Consider the following 17788-nt stretch of genomic DNA (forward strand, 5'->3'; position numbering starts at 1 on the left):
GTTACCCTTGTTGAACAAGACGTTGCATTTCAGCCGCAACTTTTGCTTTGTCTTCTTGTCCAGTGATTCCGCCACCTACAATGACCAGATCCGGTTGTGCTTTGATCACTTCAGGCAGTGTTTCCAGCTTGATGCCACCAGCTACAGCGGTTTTTGCGTTTTTCACAGCTGCTTTGATCGTTTGCAGATCTTCGAACGGGCTTTGTCCTTCAGCTTGCAGGTCATAACCTGTGTGCACACAGATGTAATCTACGCCAAGCGAATCCACTTCACGAGCACGTTGTTCAAGGTTAGGCACGTTGATCATGTCCACTAGAACTTGTTTGTTTTGTTTCTTCGCTTCTGCGACTGCACCCTTGATCGTACTGTCATTGGTTGCCCCAAGCACAGTGATCAGATCCGCACCAGCTTCAGCTGCCTTCATGATTTCATATCCACCAGCGTCCATAATTTTGAGATCTGCAAGAACTTGCAAATTAGGGAATGCTTCCTTCATCGCTTTTACGGCGTGCAAGCCTTCATTAATAACGATTGGTGTACCAATCTCGACGATATCGATATATTGTTCCACTTCTTTAACGAGTGCGATACCTTCAGGAATATTTACCAGATCAAGTGCGAGTTGCAATTTCATGATTCATTTCTCCTTTGTTGTTCAAGTATGTGTATTGCTATATAGGATTCTAAATATTATCCTGCACCAATCAGCCTCTTCAGATGCATGCAACGTTTATTTTGGCTACTCATTCATTGTAGAGGCTGACTTTCCATTCAGGAAGTACGCACTTTGAAGTCAGGTAGTTACCTGCACGATACTATTGATTCATTAATGTTGTTATATGAAGCATAATGATCAAAATCAATTCAGGAACACTCTGTAGAGAAGTAGCGAAAACAAACTTTTTCCTCAATATCATTAAAAATACCCTGCCATATGGCAGGGTATTTTTTCATGTATCTAAGCATGTACAACTGGATCTATATTCGGTTTAGAAATAAACGGGTTTTACACATACCGGCTTGGATGCACCTGTACTATGTCCTGTGTATTTCAGACGTCCGCTTTCTTGATCTACAGTGAACGTAACGATGTTGTTGGTATCACGGTTGGCTGCTATGAGCAATTTACCGTTCGGTGTCAATGCAAAGTGACGTGGATGTTCACCTTCTGCAGAAACGTGTTCTACCAGTTTCAAATGTCCTGTTTCAGCGTCTGCTGCAAATACTACGATGCTGTCATGTCCACGGTTTGATCCGTATACAAAACGGCCATCATTCGATACGGTAATTTCAGCAGTTGTATTTTCAGCGCCTTCATAGCCATCCGGCAAGGTCGATACAGTGGATACTTCAGTCAGTGTACCTGCTGCTGCATCATAACGGTAAGACGTAATGGAAGAATCCACTTCGTTAATCACATAAGCGAACTGGCCATTCGGATGGAACGCCAAGTGACGCGGACCTGCTCCTGCATGGGTTTTTGTTTCGCTATGCAGAACAAGCTCATTGTTGTCAGCATCGATTGTGTAGATGGCAATCTTGTCAGCACCCAAATCCTGTACCATCATGTATTTGCCATCCGGGCTGAAGAAAGCAGAGTGAACGTGAGGCTTGTCCTGACGCTCTGGATGTGCACCTTTACCCTCATGTTTTTTCTCGTCCAAAAGCGCTCCGACTTCGCCGTTATCCGTCAGCGATTGCAGACCTACCAGTCCACCGTGATAGCTGGAAAGGATCAGGTAACGTCCTGAAGGATCACGCTGGATATGACATGGTGGAGCTGAGATGGAATCATTACGATTAAGTAAGGATAGTTTCCCTGTGGAAGGATCAATGTTCAGAGCAACCGCTTCGGACATTTTGTTTCCCTCTGGAGATACAGCTTCCCCAATCGCATATACTTTGTTGTTTTCGGCATTAACGTTTACAAACGTTGGGTTTTTCACACCCGAGATGCCGTCCAGCTTGCTTAAGCTGCCTGTATCCTCATTCAATTCATATGCGTAAATGCCCTCATTTTCCGCTTCGGCATAAGAGCCGACCAATACGAGCAAGCGTTTTGATTCACTCATTACAGTTTCCTCCTCTATGTGTATGTAGTCTAGCTGCACCTCTTCTATAATAAATCTGCCATATCAAAATAGCAATCCGTCACCCCTCTCCACGCTCAACCTACAGGGGCTCATGCACGTTATTGGAGAAATATCATGCGGGGATCCATTCACGATCCGGGACAACTTCTGCTATGATTAGATAGGTTTTTCATCATGAAAGGACTGAATTCGGTTGCTGCAATCATTTCTGCTTACGTTGTATCATGTTTTTTTGCCCATATCCCTGCCAGTCATCGGAGGCATTCTGCTAAAACGGTTCAAAAATTGGGATACCCGGTCACTATCAACCTTCTCCCTCTATATTCTGAGCCCTGCGCTTATCTTTGATACGCTGCTGCATGCCGAAATTACCTGGACGGACGTCACAGGCACATTCTGGTTTTCCATTATTAATCTGATCGCGTTATGGGCGCTGGCCGAACTATTAAGCCGGATCTTCCACCTGGGTGCAAGCGAAAAAGCAGGACTCACCCTTGTCTCCACGTTTACAAACTGTGTGAATTACGGGCTCCCGCTCGTTTTGCTTGCTTTTGGACAGCTGGGGTTGGACAAGGCCTCGGTCTATGTGATCGGACAGATGATTATTGTGAATACGGTTGGCATCTTCTTTGCAGCCAGGTCGGAATTTACGGTCAAACATGCCATTTTGTCCGTATTCCGTATGCCGTCCATTTATGCCGCAGTCATTGCAATCGTTCTACGATCCACCAGCATCCGTCTTCCTGAAGCTCTGGATGGTGGTATCTCGATGCTTGCAGCGGGGTATTCTCCAGTCGTGCTTGCCATATTGGGGGCACAGATGTTACGACCACGCGGTTCCGCTGAGCCATGGCAGCCTAATGTTCGGCGTGCATTCTGGACTGGACTTGTCGTGCGTCTCGTGGCTGCGCCGGTACTATCTTACCTGATATTGACCGCACTTCAGGTCGAGGGCACCTTATTTAGTGTACTGCTCATTCTGGCATCCATGCCGACGGCAGTAAACGCAGTGATTTTGGCTGAACAATTCAATGCCTCACCGCAATTTGTATCCCGCTGCATTTTATGGACAACCGCTGCATCCATGGTCATTCTGCCAGTTATGATTGTGATGTCTTCCGGATAAGCACAGGTGCGGGTCCAGGAGACATCGCCGCAAGGCGGCGCTTCTCCAATCTTCGTTCATGGCGACGCCGGAGAGCTCTGACATAGAAGAATTTGACCACAAAATACGAAATGAACCCCAGGATCACGCCAAAGACAGACATGCCTGCGAGGATATCGAGCCCACCCAGCAATAGTTCGCTCAGCGCAGACCAATTGCCTCGAAACAGCTCCATGAAGGCACTCTCGTGCACTGGGCCCTGTCCCATGCTGTGGGCTGGCAATATCCATGACCCGATCTGCTTGGCTAGCGGCATGAGCAAAATCGGCAGAAACGTCAGTTTTCCGATTACATTACCCACGATGGCAGCCGGAAGTGAACCGCCAGACAAACGCACAATGGGATAAAACACGAGATAGATCAGTGATGCCGTGGAGATAACGATCAATTCGAGCCCAAAGCCGATCGCAAATCCGGTGGAAACCTTATGTGCTCCTCCGGGAGCACGTAACAATTTAAGAAAATTCAGCTTCAACGCACGCGTTAAACGCGCGAATCGGTTCGCTTTGCTTTTCTGTGAATTCATACCGAACTTCCCCTTATTTTACACAAATGACGGCTCGCGCCGTCTCTTCATTTCTTTTAGACTGCTTTAACATCAGCTGTGACAATGACAGGCTGCGTTTCGATGGTTACATTCCCTGCGACCGCTCTTGATATCATACAAGACTCTTCTGCTTTATGTGCAAGTCGATCCGCTTTGGTCAGCTCAGCCTCTGTTGCATTAGACTGAAGCACAATGCGTGGTCGATGCACAATTCGTTCATACGTAAAAATATTATTGGTGACATCCACCGTTGCTTCCGACTCCAGTGTCAGCTCATGCGGTGTAATATCCGAGCGTTCCAGCATGGCCGCCAGGGTAATTAGATAACAGGTAGAGGCTGCACCCAGCAGCATTTCATCCGGATTGGTTCCTGTACCTGGCCCCCCCATCTCCTGAGGAATGGATATGACCGATTTTAATCCTCCCGCATCAATTGTTCCTTCACTGTTACGTCCACCGTTCCATACGGCTTTCAGATGAAAAGGATGTTTCATTTCACTCATTCCTTTCTTGAAAAGTAAAAAATTGAATCCACACAAGAGAACTCCAAAGTCAGAAAACTTTCAATCGCTGTTATCCCCAGATTTTTCAATCCCTCGTTATAGGGGAAATCCGGTGATAAATGCGACCGCTCCGCTTTTCCAGTTCTTCTGCCTTCTCCGTTCAGGTGTAGATATTCGATTATACTTTTGTATAACTACACTCGTTTACATGGTATGGATTGTTCGTTCAGTGCGCTCACAAGCTCTTCGTTCAACCCCACATCGGTAATAACCTGTGTCACACTGCTGAGTTCTGCAACTCTTGTAAAAGCCTGTATATCGAACTTGCTCGAATCGGCAAGCAATATAACTTCATCCGCAATACTGATCATCTTCTGTTTCACGAGAGCCTGCAATTCGTTCGATTCACTGATGCCTTTGGTCAAATGCACCCCTTTGCAGGACAGAAACACCTTGTCCACATGGTAGGCATCCAGTGAACGTTCAGCGAGCGGGCCTACAAAAGACAATGACTTGGAAGCAAGCTGCCCTCCCGTGGCAATAACCCTGATCTGTTCCTTGCTGCTTAGTTCAGCGGCCACCTTGATGGAGTTGGTCAATACAGTAAGCTGAATATTCGGCAGCCCTGCAGCCATATACCATGCCGTTGTGCTGGCATCCAGTGCAATCCGGTCGCCTGGCTGTACCATCTTGATGGCTTCTTCGGCTATTCTCCGCTTTTCTTCAGCATGTGTAATCGCCCGTTCAGGATAAGGGATCTCCGCTTGTCCTTCTTCTTTGTATTTTACGCTTACCGCACCGCCGTGGGATCTTCTAAGCCGCCCTGCTTGCTCCAGCTTGTCCAGATCGCGGCGAATCGTCTCCTCCGTCACCCCGCAGCGCTCACTAAGCTCGGTTACACGCATGCTTCCCTGCGCATCCACCCATTCCACAATTTTCTCATAACGTTCAGCCACGAGCATTATTTCTTCACTCCAAACCGTTGATATCCAAGATGAATCCTGTACATCCCATCATACCACAGTGCTACCTGAAGGAGAATTTTATCGGATGAAGAAACGTGCAAAAAGAGGGAGCCTATGCTCCCTCCGTCATTGCTGAGATGTATTATTTATCGTCTGCCAAAGGGAACCAGCCCGGTGTGTTAATGATGGCATTCCACAATCCGTCAGGGATAACCAGACGCTCTTGATCCGCTTTTGTCAGAACGGTCTCGATATCCTCTTCTCGTCCGCTCTCGATTTTCTCTACCCAATCCGGTTCAATAATCAACTCACGTCCGATGGCAAGCAGTGGCACGCCTGTTTGAAGAGCTTCCGCTGCCTCGTCTGCCGTATGGATTGCACCTACACCAATAACCGGCAATTTGCCGCCTACACGGTCCAGGATAAATTCAATTCTGGAACGGGTATCAGCTTCGCCACGGCGTGGTTTGGACCAGAACTCGTTTAGGGATACATGCAAGTAATCCAGATTTTTTTCTTTCAGCGCATCAATGAGTGCGTAAGTCTCTTCCATAGTCAAACCTGGTGTTTCCGGTTCTTCAGGAGAGAAACGGTATCCGACAATAAACGGAAGCTTGGTATGTTTCGCTACAACCTTATTCACTTCATCCACTACGGCCAGCGGGAATGTCAGGCGTTTCTCAATGCTGCCACCCCAGCGGTCTTCGCGACGATTGGAATGCGGAGAGACGAACTGCTGGATCAAGTAACCGTTCGCACCGTGGATCTCTACACCGTCGAATCCGGCTTCAATGGCGCGACGTGTCGCTTCACCAAAATCGTTGATGATGGACGTAATCTCTTCATCAGACAGTTCTCTCGGTTGAGGAGATCCTGGACGTTCACTGGCAACTGCACTTGGTGCTACCACTTGACCAGCAGGTACAGCCTGTTCCGGAGTGAGACGTCCGGCATGGAAGATCTGAAGTACTGCTTTGGAACCTTGCTGCTTGATCGTGTCGGCGAGGCGTTTCAGGCCCGGCACGAAGCTATCGTCGTAGGCTGCAAATTGCGCCGGAAATCCGATACCGTTCGGTGTAACATACGTTACGGCAGTCACGGACATGCCTGCACCGCCAGTGCGACGAGCATAATAAGCGAGTTCAGCATCCGAGACGGTACCGTCGGGATTCGAGGACATATGAGTCATAGGAGCGAGTACGATCCGGTTTTTGAGACTAATGCCGTTTGGTAGTGAAACTTTTTCAAACATTTGGCTATACTTTGGATTCATTCGTGGTTCCCTCCTGATTATAATATCTCTTTAAATAGATATATGAATACGTGTTTCGATTACTGTAACCATTATAGTTACTATTACTCCACATTTCAACTTTTCATTTTTCTAAATCTTTTTCGGACGATTCAATTCCTCCATTTATATAAACACAATCACGCTGCATCAAGCTCACAGCAAAAAGGCGAAGTGAAATCCAACACTCCGCCCTATGGGTCACCATCCAGAGAAATACGTTTAGAAATTGCGTACATACGCGAGCTTCAGATCCATCTCTTCCACACATTCATAACAATCATGTTCATCGTTAGCAACCATAGGTGTCACCGGGTACAGGTTCATATCTGTCGTGTTGTACGATTTGAGAAGAGGCAGCAGCTGTGTCACTCGTGTATTAGCAGGGTCAAGCCATGTGTTGATTTCCTCTTCCGAGAGAATCGCCGGCATTTTGCTCCCAAACTCCCGGGTCACCATGTTGGCACCAGTCATTAGCATCGTACATGTGCGAAGCGGCTGTTTGCGGGTATCTTTCCAAATTTCATATAACCCTGCGATACCAAACAAGCCCCGATCCGGCATTACCACTCGTACCGCATAGCTTTTTTTGCCTTCTTTGCGCCAGTAATACAGTCCATTACATGGGATAACGCATCGTTTCGTTTCCACCAGTTTGTAATAGGATGGGTTCTCATGGACAGTCATCAGGTTGGCATTGACAGCATCACGCCCCCAGAACGGAATAAATCCCCAGCGAAACTCGTCCAATACCCGTTCACCGTCCTGATGCAAAATGATCGGCGTATGCTGCGTCGGACTAATGTTATAGCGGTTCTTGTAGTAATACATCACGCGTTCAATCTTGAAATGGTCCCTCACTTCATCCAGATCAGCTGCCAATGAAAAACGATTGCACATGCTCAACGCTTCCTTCCCTGTGTGAATTTGAATGTATTGTTTGTAATTAAAGGGAAATTATGCATGGCAATATGCAAAGGATTGATGCGCAACCCAAGCGTTCAAGACGTTACATCTCGAGACACTTATGAAAATGACAAGATCCTGCTAATCATCACAACATGATGTTATACTCCGCTGAAAACATCCATTATACAATGAGTTAGAAGCACCTTACGTTCATAGGATGACGTTGCTGATATAACCGTTTCAAGCATATGAACTTCATATGCCGTTTACTATTTCGACAACAAAGGAGCTAATTCATATGGAATTCAACCGTCCCGTTCGAATGGGCGTCGATTATTATCCAGAGCATTGGGACTCTGCGTTATGGGAACAGGATGCCCGTTTGATGGCCGATAGCGGTGTACACATTGTGCGTGTGGGTGAATTTGCATGGAGCCGTATGGAGCCTGCGGATGGGCAGTTCGATTGGAAGTGGCTTGATCAGGCGCTGGATATCCTGCACTGTCATGGATTAGAGATCATCATTGGAACACCCACCATGACACCACCACGCTGGCTCACGGAGAAATGTCCGGATATTCTGCCTATCCTTCCCAACGGTCAACGATACCACGAAGGGGTTCGTGGCCACCGCTGCTATAACAGTCCGAGCATGAGAACGTACAGTGCACGCATTGTGCAGAAACTGTCTGAACGCTATGCCAAGCACCCGGGCGTAGTAGGCTGGCAAACAGACAATGAATTCAGCTTCACGGATTGCCAGTGTCCCGCTTGTGCGGACGCTTTTCGCGAATGGGTTCAAGCACGTTATTCGACGCTGGAACAAGTCAATCAACGCTGGGGTACTGTGGTGTGGAGCGGTGAATACAGTGATTGGGAACAGATCACGCCGCCCTATGGGGGATCCACGTTTCAGAATCCTTCATTTTTGCTGGACTATTCCCGTTTTCAGTCGGATTCCATCGTTGCCTTTCAGCAGATTCAGGTCGACATCATTCGCCGTAATTGTCCAGACCATGTGATTACGCATAATTTCCATAGTTATCCGCAGAAGGCGGATCAATATAAAATTGCAGCAGAGCTCGATTTCGCTTCTTTTGATTATTATCCGAATCCATCACCAAACAAAACCGAAACAGCACCATACAGCGGGGCGCTGTCTCTGGATCTGACACGTGGCATCAAACGCCGCAATTTCTGGATTATGGAACAGTTAAGCGGACCGCCAGGATGCTGGTTCCCGATGTGGCGTGCACCACGTCCGGGATTTCTGCGTGCTTACTCGTGGCAGACCATAGCCCGCGGAGCAGATGCCGTTGTGCATTTCCGCTGGCGGAGTGCTACCGTTGGAGCAGAACAATTCTGGCATGGCCTGATTGATCACAGCAATGTGCCCGGCCGGCGGTTTAAAGAATTCCAGCAGCTGTGCACGGAGGTGAACAGACTCGGCGAGCGTCTGCAAGGTTCAACGCTGGACAATGAGGTTGCCATCCTGCATTCGCATGAGCAATTATACGCCTTGAATATTCAACCTCAAGCTGAAGGATTAGACTACTACGAAAATATCAAAGTATGGCATCGTGCCTTGACCAAATTGGGGATCAGTACAGATGTCATCCACTCTTCCGCATCTCTGGACGGTTACAAAATCATTATTGCTCCTCATCTGTACCTCCTGGACGAGGCAACCGCAGAGCGACTCCAGGCATTTGCAGCTGCAGGAGGAACCCTGATCCTTACACATCGTTCCGGCGTTAAGGATGACCATAATGTATGTGTGATGGCCCCGCTGCCGGGCTTGTTGTCCGCTTGTTCCGGTGTGAGAGTTACCGAATATGACCCGGTAGGCGGCGACACCATCATGATTCGGGATGATCAGGACAATCAATATGCTGCATCTCAGTGGGCAGATGTGCTTGAACTCGATACTGCACAACCAGTCGCTGTATATGCGGATCAATTCTATGCCGAAAGTGCAGCCATTACGCGGAACCAGTGGGGTGAGGGCGAGGTCTATTACATAGCCACCCAGCCGGAAGAGGCCTATTTGCGCAAGTTATTGCGAACGATTGGCGACAAGCGCCAGCTTGCGGGAATTGAAGCTCTACCTGACGGAGTCCAGATCACCACCCGGACGGGTCCGAATGGATCATTTCGTTTTATTCTGAACTTAAGCCCCGAACCTGCTTCCATCCAGTTGAACGCTACCTATACGAGTGCGCTGGATGGCACAGTCAAAGGCCCTCATCTGGAACTCGGTGCTTATGATATTGAAATTATAGAGATTACTGAGTAAGCAGCATCCGTCCCTCGAATAATGTGTTGATAAGAAAAAGCAACTGAGAGTTTAATTGGCCATGTGGAATTAGAAAATCCACTAACCCGTAGATAGCATTGCTTTCTATGAAAAACAGCCGAATCTCTAGATAGAATCGGCTGTTTTTATTTATGGATTGAATGCAACGGGGGCATTGGCACTCAATGTACGAAGCTAGCAAATGTTAATCCCCTCAATTGAATATGTAACAGAAAATAGGGTGAAATGTTTTTTTGTTACTAATGAAATCGTTAGGTTTTAGCGTGGTGCACACGCTTTTTTGAGAATAAGATGCTTCTCCACTTTAGTTTTCATGGTGTGTTAACCTTAACATTATCAACATATGCTTTGAAGTTTTTATATGCATTTTCAATATCGACTACACGAATATCCTGGTTATCTGCGTCGCTTATATCTGGAATTGGCAGTGGTCCATAGTCTTCAATCTCTGTCGAAATTGGGTCAATACTCGAAAAATATTCAAAAGAAACGATGCGAGCCTGAGTAAACGGTATCTCCCCTCGATACATTGCTGCCATTTCAGCCAATAACTCGGTTAAGGATTGCGGCTGGGTTTCAGGGAATTCAATTTCAGCAACCTTACCAGCATCATCTGGTTTAATTGGGCCATGTGGAGCAACATACCATTCATCTGCAGCTGCTAACAGACGTTTATAAGAAAGAGTCTCGGGAAGATCTCCTATTGATTTATAGTCGATAGTATTATTTGTTTCTTCAGAAGAAGATTGAGGCCCCTCTGTTTCGACCATTGAGCTATTTTTTGTTGTTGTCATATATCCAATAGTACCCGCTCCGACAATCAAAACTAAAACGATAACAACAATCCATTTTTTATTCATTCGTTCTCCCCCCCCCCCTTATGAAGTAATGATTTCTCCTGTGTATCCGTATTTCACTGGTCGCATCGCCCTATAAGCTGTACGGACCAATATTTAACAAAATACACTGTGCTTTTATAGGACTCTTTGCTAAAAACAACTCCTATATTATACCAATAAAAGTCCAATAATAGGTTAATTTTCCGCTTAACAAGGGAACATTCACTTGGTGAGGTAGAATATATAGAAAATGATAAAAACTTCAGAATTTACTTGCGGGTAAGACATTGAGCACATTGATGCAGATTCATATACAGTCTGTCATGTCTTTTCATACGACCTAAAAAGATTACAGCTACCAAAGTATTAGTCCCGAACAAGTAAATACGATATACATAACAAGAAAAACCGTTGTCTCCCTCGTAAGAAGGAGAATCAACGGTTTTGAATTAAAGAGATTCTTAGTTAACCAGAATCGAAGATTACAGCTTAATAAAATCAGCCATCGAACGAACCTCAATCGCACCAGTTTCCGAGGCAGCACCAGCATGCTGTAATCCTTCTCTGGACGTGAACTTGACCTTCACCGGAATGCTAGGAATGAGATCGAAGAAGTTATCGGAGAACACGCCTTCAGCTTCTGTAGAGATCCATACCTGTTTAGCCAGGGTGTCACTCTCCAGAACTACATATGAACCATCGGACTCCTGCACTTCAGTCACCTGGATCGCAGCTTGCTTCAAGGCAAGATCCTTCGACGGTGCAAAATAGTGTTCCTGTACAATGTCTGCGTGACCCTTCCGCTTCAGTTCCAATCGCAACAGGGTTGCTGCCGCATCGCGGCCTTGGAGCCAGTCGGTGTTGTTCAGGGTCAGGACCTGTTTGCCGGAATTCGATTCCAGACTCACTGCGTGCTCTTCCTCCCGGTATACCGTACCATCGAACCCTATGAGTCGCACATGCAATTGACCCTCAACCGGATGCAGCTGATCCGAAATCAGGTAAACATCCGTTCTGTCTTCCTTCGTACCATCCACCGAGACCAGTACGTCACTGAAACTGCGTTTGGCATAATACTGCAAGGCCTTCCAGTTACCGAAGTAGTCCATACCTGCCCACGAAGCGACCGGCCAGCAATCATTCATCTGCCAGTAGAGTGTTCCCATACAGTAGGGTTTACGGCGGCGATGTGCTTCAATGGCTGTTTTCATTGCTTCAGCCTGAAGCACCTGACTCATGTACAGGAAGGATGGGAAGTCCTTCGGTTCATGCATGTACATGTCCATATACTGCTTGATCAGACGGTTACCTGCACCGTTCTTCTGGTGTGCCAGCATCACTTCGGATTCCAGTGCCAGATCTTCTTCTTCCGCATATTTGCGAACCGATTTGTATTCCGGGAACGACTGGAAGCCATATTCGCTCATAAAACGGCCAACGTAAACGTTGTAATTCTCAAAAGGTTCAACGCTGTGCCACACGCCCCAGTAGTGAATATCCCCTTCCGACGTCGATGGATTAGCATGCTGCTTCTCATCATTTGTCAATGATACGAGTGGCGAAGAAGGCCAATAGTCCACACCTGGCGCATAGGCTTCAACCACTTCCGGAAGTAGCTCATGGAAAATGGCTTCATAATCTGCCCAGATCTTCTCGCGCTGTTCGGCATTATAATCCTTTTTCCAGCCCCAGCCACCGTCTTCAATGTAATGAGCCCAAGCCGAGTCGATTTCGTTATTTCCGCACCACAGTACGATGCTTGGATGATTGCGCAAACGTTTCACATTATCAATGGCCTCATGTCTCACACTGTTCAGGAACGCTTCGTCACCCGGATACATGCTGCATGCAAACATAAAGTCCTGCCAAACCAGCAAGCCGTACTCATCGCATAATTCATAGAAGACATCTTCTTCATAAATACCGCCGCCCCAGACCCGCAGCATGTTCATGTTTGACTCGGCTGCTGAGACAATCTCATGCCGATAACGCTCTGCCGTAATTTCCGTAATAAAGCTGTCATTTGGAATGTGATTGGCACCTTTTGCAAACACCGCAACACCGTTCAACTCAAAGTAGAAAGAAGCTCCAGCTTCATCCTTATCCCGCACCAGGCGAATAGATCGAAGTCCTGTCTTAACCGTCAAATCGGCCAAAACCTGTTCTCCCTTGAGCACTTCCGTAACAAAGGAGTACATATGCGGATCACCCAGTCCCCTGCTCCACCACAGCTTCGGTTCGTTAATCGAGACCGGAATTTCAATCGTTTGCACGCCCGCCTGCAGTGAAGCAGCCTGTTCCCATGTCTGACCATCCGTAACGATACGAATGATGGTTTCAATCGGGTTGAACGTTTCAACCTCCACGATGGCCGTCAGCGAGGCAGCGGAAGCGGTTACTTCATTTTGCCGGATGAATACATCATTGATTCTCACTTCGGACCAGCCTTCCAGACGCGCTTCACGCCAGATGCCGCTGGTTACGAAGCGGGGACCCCAATCCCAACCGTAGTGATACGGTGCTTTCCGGGCAAAAATACTCACCCGTTTATCACCAAGTTCACCGACATCGGACTGATCATTGGATGCGGGCAATGCATAACCCAGCTTCTCAAGCTTGGGCAGATCCTCCTGGATCGGTGACTGAAAACGAATTCGGAGTACGTTACCACTGGCCTTCACAATGGACTTCACATCCACATTCCACACGCGGAACATGTTGTCAGCAGACAATACGTGCTGGTCATTCACATATACATCCGCATATGTATCGAGACCGTCAAACACAATCTCCAGATGTTCCTGTGACAACAAATCCTCGTTTATATCAAAAACTGTCCGGTATTCCCAATCCTTCTTGTCAATCCACTGAATCTCTTTCTCGTTCGTTCCATAAAACGGGTCTGGAATCTTATCCAGTTTCAGCAAATCCGTATGCACACAGCCTGGCACCTGAGCCGGCAACCATTCTTGATCCTCACAAGCCTTGAACGTCCAATTTTGAAAAATCTGTGATTGTATTTTACTCATAACAGCCTCCGTTTATCGATGAAGTGTCTTAAGCGAAACAATTTGTTAGGTTTTGTTATCAAATTATTGAATAACTTACAAAACAAAATTAACATGATAACACACTTAACGTCAATCCGTTTTTCTCAAATAACAAAATAGGAAAACAAAAAAGACATGAGCCGTTCATTGCTCATGTCTTTTTCTCTATCCACTAAGCATTTATTCACCTTGATCTTGCTCACGCATGGCGTTGTACTCATCCCGGACAACCAAATCGGAATAGATCAACTTGCGCTCATACGGCTCATGGGGATGATCCATACGCCATAATAATTGATCTACTGCCCTAAGGCCGAGGTTCTCCTTATTGATATGAACTGTGGCCAGAATAGGCTCATCTACACTCGTATTATCAAACCCCGTTACCGCACAGCGCTCTGGCACCGCAATGCCTCGACTCTGTAAGGCACGCAGTACGATTACTGCCGTATGATCATTGGTACAGACGATGACTTCCGGAATATCTTCTAACGGCATTTCGGTTATTGCCTTCTGAATGAGCTTGAGATCCGGTCCCAGCAAGTCAGCATGCTGCATTGTTGGTAGCTGCATTTCTTCAAGCACCGTTCGGTATCCTAACCAACGCTCTCTGAAGCTTGCTGCATCAGGAAGCTGGCCGGCAAACTGGAATCGTCTGTACCCCTTGCTTACGAGCATCAGCACCAGTTCTTTCATACATTTGATATTATCCGTAAATACGGTATCCCCGTGAATGGCAGGGTCTTCATGATCCACCATCACGAGTGGAATTTGAAGTCTATAAATTTCAAGCAGTATAGGGGTGGAGATGGAACCCACGGTTATAATGCCGCTAATCGCTTCAGGATTAAGTACCGAGAACATCCGGTCCGAAGATGGTTCGGTTAATGTTAATATGTCCATCCCCTGTTCGTTAAGGCGGGCAGAAATACCGTCAAATACAGGCCCCCAGTACAGTGAGGAGCGATTTTGGGAACGAATATTGGGAAACAAAATGAGAATCGTGCCTGACTGCACGGGCTTGCTTCTGCGTACAGGCTGTGGCTCAACAGGATATCGCTTGGTTTCTGTTTTGAAATACCCCAGTTGACCTGCCGTTCTCACAATCATTTCCCTGGTTTGTTCACTCACCCCTGGTTTTCCCGTCAAAGCACGCGAGACTGCGAATTTCGACACCCCCGCAGCATCGGCGATTTGCTGCATGGTCACTTTTTTGCCCATATGACTCACTCACCCGTTCTCCCTTAATTTACATTTAGTGTAGCATAAAAAACATAATTCAACAAAACAAGTTATAATTTTGTTTGTTTTGTTAGCCAACACAGATTGCAATTTATATCAAAAAAGAGTTCGTCCACTCTTCTGGTAAGAGAGGTTCGAACTCTTTTGTCTTATGCCCATTTTATATTCCGGAAGCTCCCTGCTCCCCTAGGTCTGCAGGCAATGTTCCCCGCTTCCTGCGCCAAAACCTGACGTCCAATGATTTAATTTCTGTGATTAATACACCCAGCAGCATCAATGCGGCCCCCGTATAACCTTGCAGCGTTAATGTCTCTCCCTGGAAGCTAAAAGCAAAGGCTGCTGCAAACAGCGGTTCAAGAGAGAAAATGAGACTGGTCCGGGTAGGCGATGCATGACGCTGAGCCAGTGTCTGGAGGATATATCCAATACCACTGCACAGTACCCCAAGTCCAAGAATAGCTACCCACGATTCCGGTGTATCCGGCAACCGCGGACTCTCGAACAGGAACGTGGCCCCGATTCCCCAGAGTGCTGCAACCCCCAGCTGAATGGTGCCAAGCGTTAAGGGATCATGTTTCGGAATATACCTTCCAGCAATCATGATATAAATAGCATACGTTAGAGCAGCCAAAATACACAGGATATCACCAGTATGCAGGCTAAGCTCATGCTGGAGTGTGAGCAGACCAAGCCCAGCAACAGCCACAATAATGCTAATCATCAGTCTTGTATCTGGCATGCGTCTATGTAAGATGGTGCTTAGGATCGGTACAAAGATTACGGCCAAACTAATCAGAAACCCTGCCTGCGAAGTCGTTGTCCGCTGTACCCCATAAGTAATCAGCACAAAAGCTGCAAACAATGCAGTACCCATGATGGTACCTGCCCCAAGTGTTTTCAGATCCATTCGGAACAGTCGCCGGTGGAAAATAACCGCTGCGGCAATAAAAGCGATACTGAAGCGAAAAGCGACCAAATTGAGTTCTTGCATGGACTCCAGACCTGATTTCATGAATAAATAGGAGGAACCCCAAATAACAGTTGCGAGCAGCATCTGCAGATCTGCTCTTCTTGAAACATTAACTTGTTTTCCAATGACTCTACCCACTCTGCTTCAACCTTCATTCTATGTATTGTTCTATGCTGAGTCCGTACAAATAACTCGCCTTGGCAAGTATAAACGATCTCTTTCCATTATAAAAATGAATATTTATAATAGTATTTATGAAATAAATTCATGTATTACTCACCGGAAGGAACGGATTGAATTATGTCATTGGTTAAGTATGAAATTCTAAATGCCGTCGTAGAATACGGAAGTCTTACCAAGGCTGCGGATGCCCTGAATATTACTCAGTCTGCTATCAGTCATGCCATTGCCAGTCTGGAGGCGGATTGCGGATTTACATTGTTGAATCGAGGCCGAACAGGTGTGAAGGTTACTGCTGAAGGGGAACGGATTCTTGGTTATACGCGTGAAATATTGCGTTGGAACGAGCTCATGAACCAGGAAATATCCCTGATTCGCGGAGCTGAGGTTGGTACAGTGCGCATTGGCACATTTGCCAGCGTCTCAACTCAATGGCTGCCTGGAATACTGAAGCAATTCCGCTTACGGCATCCGGGTATAGAGATCAAACTGTGGGAGGGTGACTATGCTGAAATCGAAGCCTGGCTGGCTGGCGGGGCTATTGATCTCGGCTTTTTATCCCTTGGTGAATCGATGTCTTATGAGACCATCCCATTGCAAAAAGACAGGATGATGTGCATCCTGCCTCTAGATCATCCACTTGCAGATGAGACTTCCGTATCGTTTGAATTGCTCCTGGAACAGCCTTTTATCCTGCCCCGCTGGGGTGGTGACAATGAGATTGAACGTTTGATTCGGCAGCACGCCGCCAAGCTGAATGTAGTCTATGAAGTTGCTGAAGATCAGGCTATCATGGCCATGGTTCGAAACGGACTCGGGATCAGTCTCCTGCCTGAGATGGTATTACAAGGTCATACGAATAAACTGGCTCTTGTACCACTCAGCGGAGACCCTTACCGTACCATTGGGCTGGTCTGCCCTTCTCTTGCCAATTTGTCTCCAGCTACCCGCCGTTTTATTGAAGCTGTACAAGAATGGCTGGCGCAAAACCCTTAGTCTGAAAGGAGGATTAAAGATAAGCTGCAGGATTCCCTTCATTTTTCGAGCTTATGTACATGCCACGTTTCTTCTTAAGTGGGGAGTGAACCTCCCCGGTTATCTTTGCTGTTTTCATAATTAAAAATCCGTTTTACTCCCAGATGCGATCCAGTTGATCCGAATAAAAGCGAATGGCCTTATGATAATCATGTATTCCTGGATCTGTCGATGTATCCGCCAGCTGTACCAGCAGCCGTTTCATGGCTTCCGCATGTTCCCCGGTATTGTAGAGTACCATGGCATAGAAGACTTCGAATTCCCGCTGTTCCAGAAACTCTTCCATTCCCGTTTCCAACCACTTCTTAGCCTGTTCATATTGACCCAAAGTCCGATATGTACTGCCGAGACCCAGAATGGCTCCTGCTCTGTCTTCCCCCGTTAATCCCTGGCTTAGCGCTGTTTCATAATATGGAACGGCTTGGCGTTCCAATCCAAGTGAATCATGTGCCCAGGCCAATTGATACCATACGTCCGCGTTACCCGGTTCCTTCTCCGCCAAGGTATGTAATAACTCGATCGCCTCCTGCGCCTTGCCTTCCTGTCTTAACCGTATTGCCTGCTCTAGTTGACCCATATCTCTACGTCCTTTTTCCAATAATTATGTACTTCATATGAAACATCTGATAATTATAACAAAAAAACACCTCTGGTCCTTAATGAAGACAATCAGCTTGTCAAA

At 46.9% G+C, this 17788-nt stretch carries 15 protein-coding genes; 3 read left to right on the forward strand and 12 right to left on the reverse strand.

Annotation, left to right across the window (positions count from 1 at the left end):
* Position 1 precedes the first annotated feature (1 nt).
* Both hxlA and GUA98_RS01265 read right to left on the reverse strand, forming a co-directional pair.
* Positions 2-634: a 3-hexulose-6-phosphate synthase gene (hxlA, locus tag GUA98_RS01260; RefSeq protein ID WP_153978119.1), complete on the reverse strand. Its 633-nt coding sequence runs from the start codon at positions 632-634 to the stop codon at positions 2-4.
* Positions 635-989: 355 nt separating this feature from the next.
* Positions 990-2072 carry a lactonase family protein gene (locus GUA98_RS01265; RefSeq protein ID WP_154893499.1) on the reverse strand — a complete coding sequence of 361 codons (1083 nt, stop codon included), beginning with the start codon at positions 2070-2072 and terminating at the stop codon, positions 990-992.
* Between the two features lie 214 nt (positions 2073-2286).
* On the opposite strand from GUA98_RS01265, the gene GUA98_RS01270 reads away from it, so the two are divergent.
* Positions 2287-3219, forward strand: coding sequence for an AEC family transporter (locus GUA98_RS01270; RefSeq protein WP_193721845.1), 933 nt, complete (start codon positions 2287-2289; stop codon positions 3217-3219).
* On the opposite strand, the gene GUA98_RS01275 is transcribed toward GUA98_RS01270, so the two are convergent.
* The 5 genes from GUA98_RS01275 to GUA98_RS01295 form a co-directional block, all read right to left on the reverse strand.
* The gene (locus GUA98_RS01275; RefSeq protein WP_153978117.1) at positions 3194-3784 is read right to left on the reverse strand and encodes a DUF2062 domain-containing protein; all 591 of its coding nucleotides are present in this window, start codon (positions 3782-3784) and stop codon (positions 3194-3196) included. The genes GUA98_RS01270 and GUA98_RS01275 overlap by 26 nt on opposite strands.
* 56 nt (positions 3785-3840) lie before the next feature.
* Positions 3841-4299: an OsmC family protein gene (locus GUA98_RS01280; protein WP_193721846.1), complete on the reverse strand. Its 459-nt coding sequence runs from the start codon at positions 4297-4299 to the stop codon at positions 3841-3843.
* Positions 4300-4502: 203 nt separating this feature from the next.
* Positions 4503-5270, reverse strand: coding sequence for a DeoR/GlpR family DNA-binding transcription regulator (locus GUA98_RS01285; RefSeq protein ID WP_095358499.1), 768 nt, complete (start codon positions 5268-5270; stop codon positions 4503-4505).
* Positions 5271-5415: 145 nt separating this feature from the next.
* Positions 5416-6546: an NADH-dependent flavin oxidoreductase gene (locus GUA98_RS01290; RefSeq protein ID WP_193721847.1), complete on the reverse strand. Its 1131-nt coding sequence runs from the start codon at positions 6544-6546 to the stop codon at positions 5416-5418.
* Positions 6547-6786: 240 nt separating this feature from the next.
* A complete protein-coding gene (locus GUA98_RS01295) occupies positions 6787-7464 on the reverse strand; it encodes an SOS response-associated peptidase (RefSeq protein ID WP_193721848.1) in 678 nt (225 codons plus the stop codon).
* A gap of 307 nt (positions 7465-7771) precedes the next feature.
* On the opposite strand from GUA98_RS01295, the gene GUA98_RS01300 reads away from it, so the two are divergent.
* Positions 7772-9769, forward strand: a complete 1998-nt coding sequence (locus GUA98_RS01300; protein ID WP_193721849.1) for a beta-galactosidase — start codon at positions 7772-7774, stop codon at positions 9767-9769.
* A gap of 332 nt (positions 9770-10101) precedes the next feature.
* Here the strand turns inward: GUA98_RS01300 and GUA98_RS01305 are convergent, their stop codons facing one another.
* From GUA98_RS01305 to GUA98_RS01320, 4 genes are all read right to left on the reverse strand, one after another.
* Positions 10102-10650, reverse strand: a complete 549-nt coding sequence (locus GUA98_RS01305; RefSeq protein ID WP_193721850.1) for a hypothetical protein — start codon at positions 10648-10650, stop codon at positions 10102-10104.
* 461 nt (positions 10651-11111) lie between these two features.
* Entirely contained in the window at positions 11112-13658 is a 2547-nt protein-coding gene (locus GUA98_RS01310) for a beta-mannosidase (RefSeq protein WP_193721851.1), read from the reverse strand.
* A 201-nt stretch (positions 13659-13859) separates the two neighbouring features.
* Entirely contained in the window at positions 13860-14900 is a 1041-nt protein-coding gene (locus GUA98_RS01315) for a LacI family DNA-binding transcriptional regulator (protein WP_193722228.1), read from the reverse strand.
* Between the two features lie 181 nt (positions 14901-15081).
* The gene (locus GUA98_RS01320) at positions 15082-16029 is read right to left on the reverse strand and encodes a DMT family transporter (RefSeq protein ID WP_321573820.1); all 948 of its coding nucleotides are present in this window, start codon (positions 16027-16029) and stop codon (positions 15082-15084) included.
* A gap of 162 nt (positions 16030-16191) precedes the next feature.
* On the opposite strand from GUA98_RS01320, the gene GUA98_RS01325 reads away from it, so the two are divergent.
* Entirely contained in the window at positions 16192-17067 is an 876-nt protein-coding gene (locus GUA98_RS01325) for a LysR family transcriptional regulator (RefSeq protein ID WP_193721852.1), read from the forward strand.
* Positions 17068-17200: 133 nt separating this feature from the next.
* On the opposite strand, the gene GUA98_RS01330 is transcribed toward GUA98_RS01325, so the two are convergent.
* Positions 17201-17683, reverse strand: coding sequence for a tetratricopeptide repeat protein (locus GUA98_RS01330; RefSeq protein WP_193721853.1), 483 nt, complete (start codon positions 17681-17683; stop codon positions 17201-17203).
* Positions 17684-17788 lie beyond the last annotated feature (105 nt).

It is taken from the genome of Paenibacillus sp. P13VS, from assembly GCF_015143645.1.
Classification (GTDB): domain Bacteria; phylum Bacillota; class Bacilli; order Paenibacillales; family Paenibacillaceae; genus Paenibacillus; species Paenibacillus xylanilyticus_A.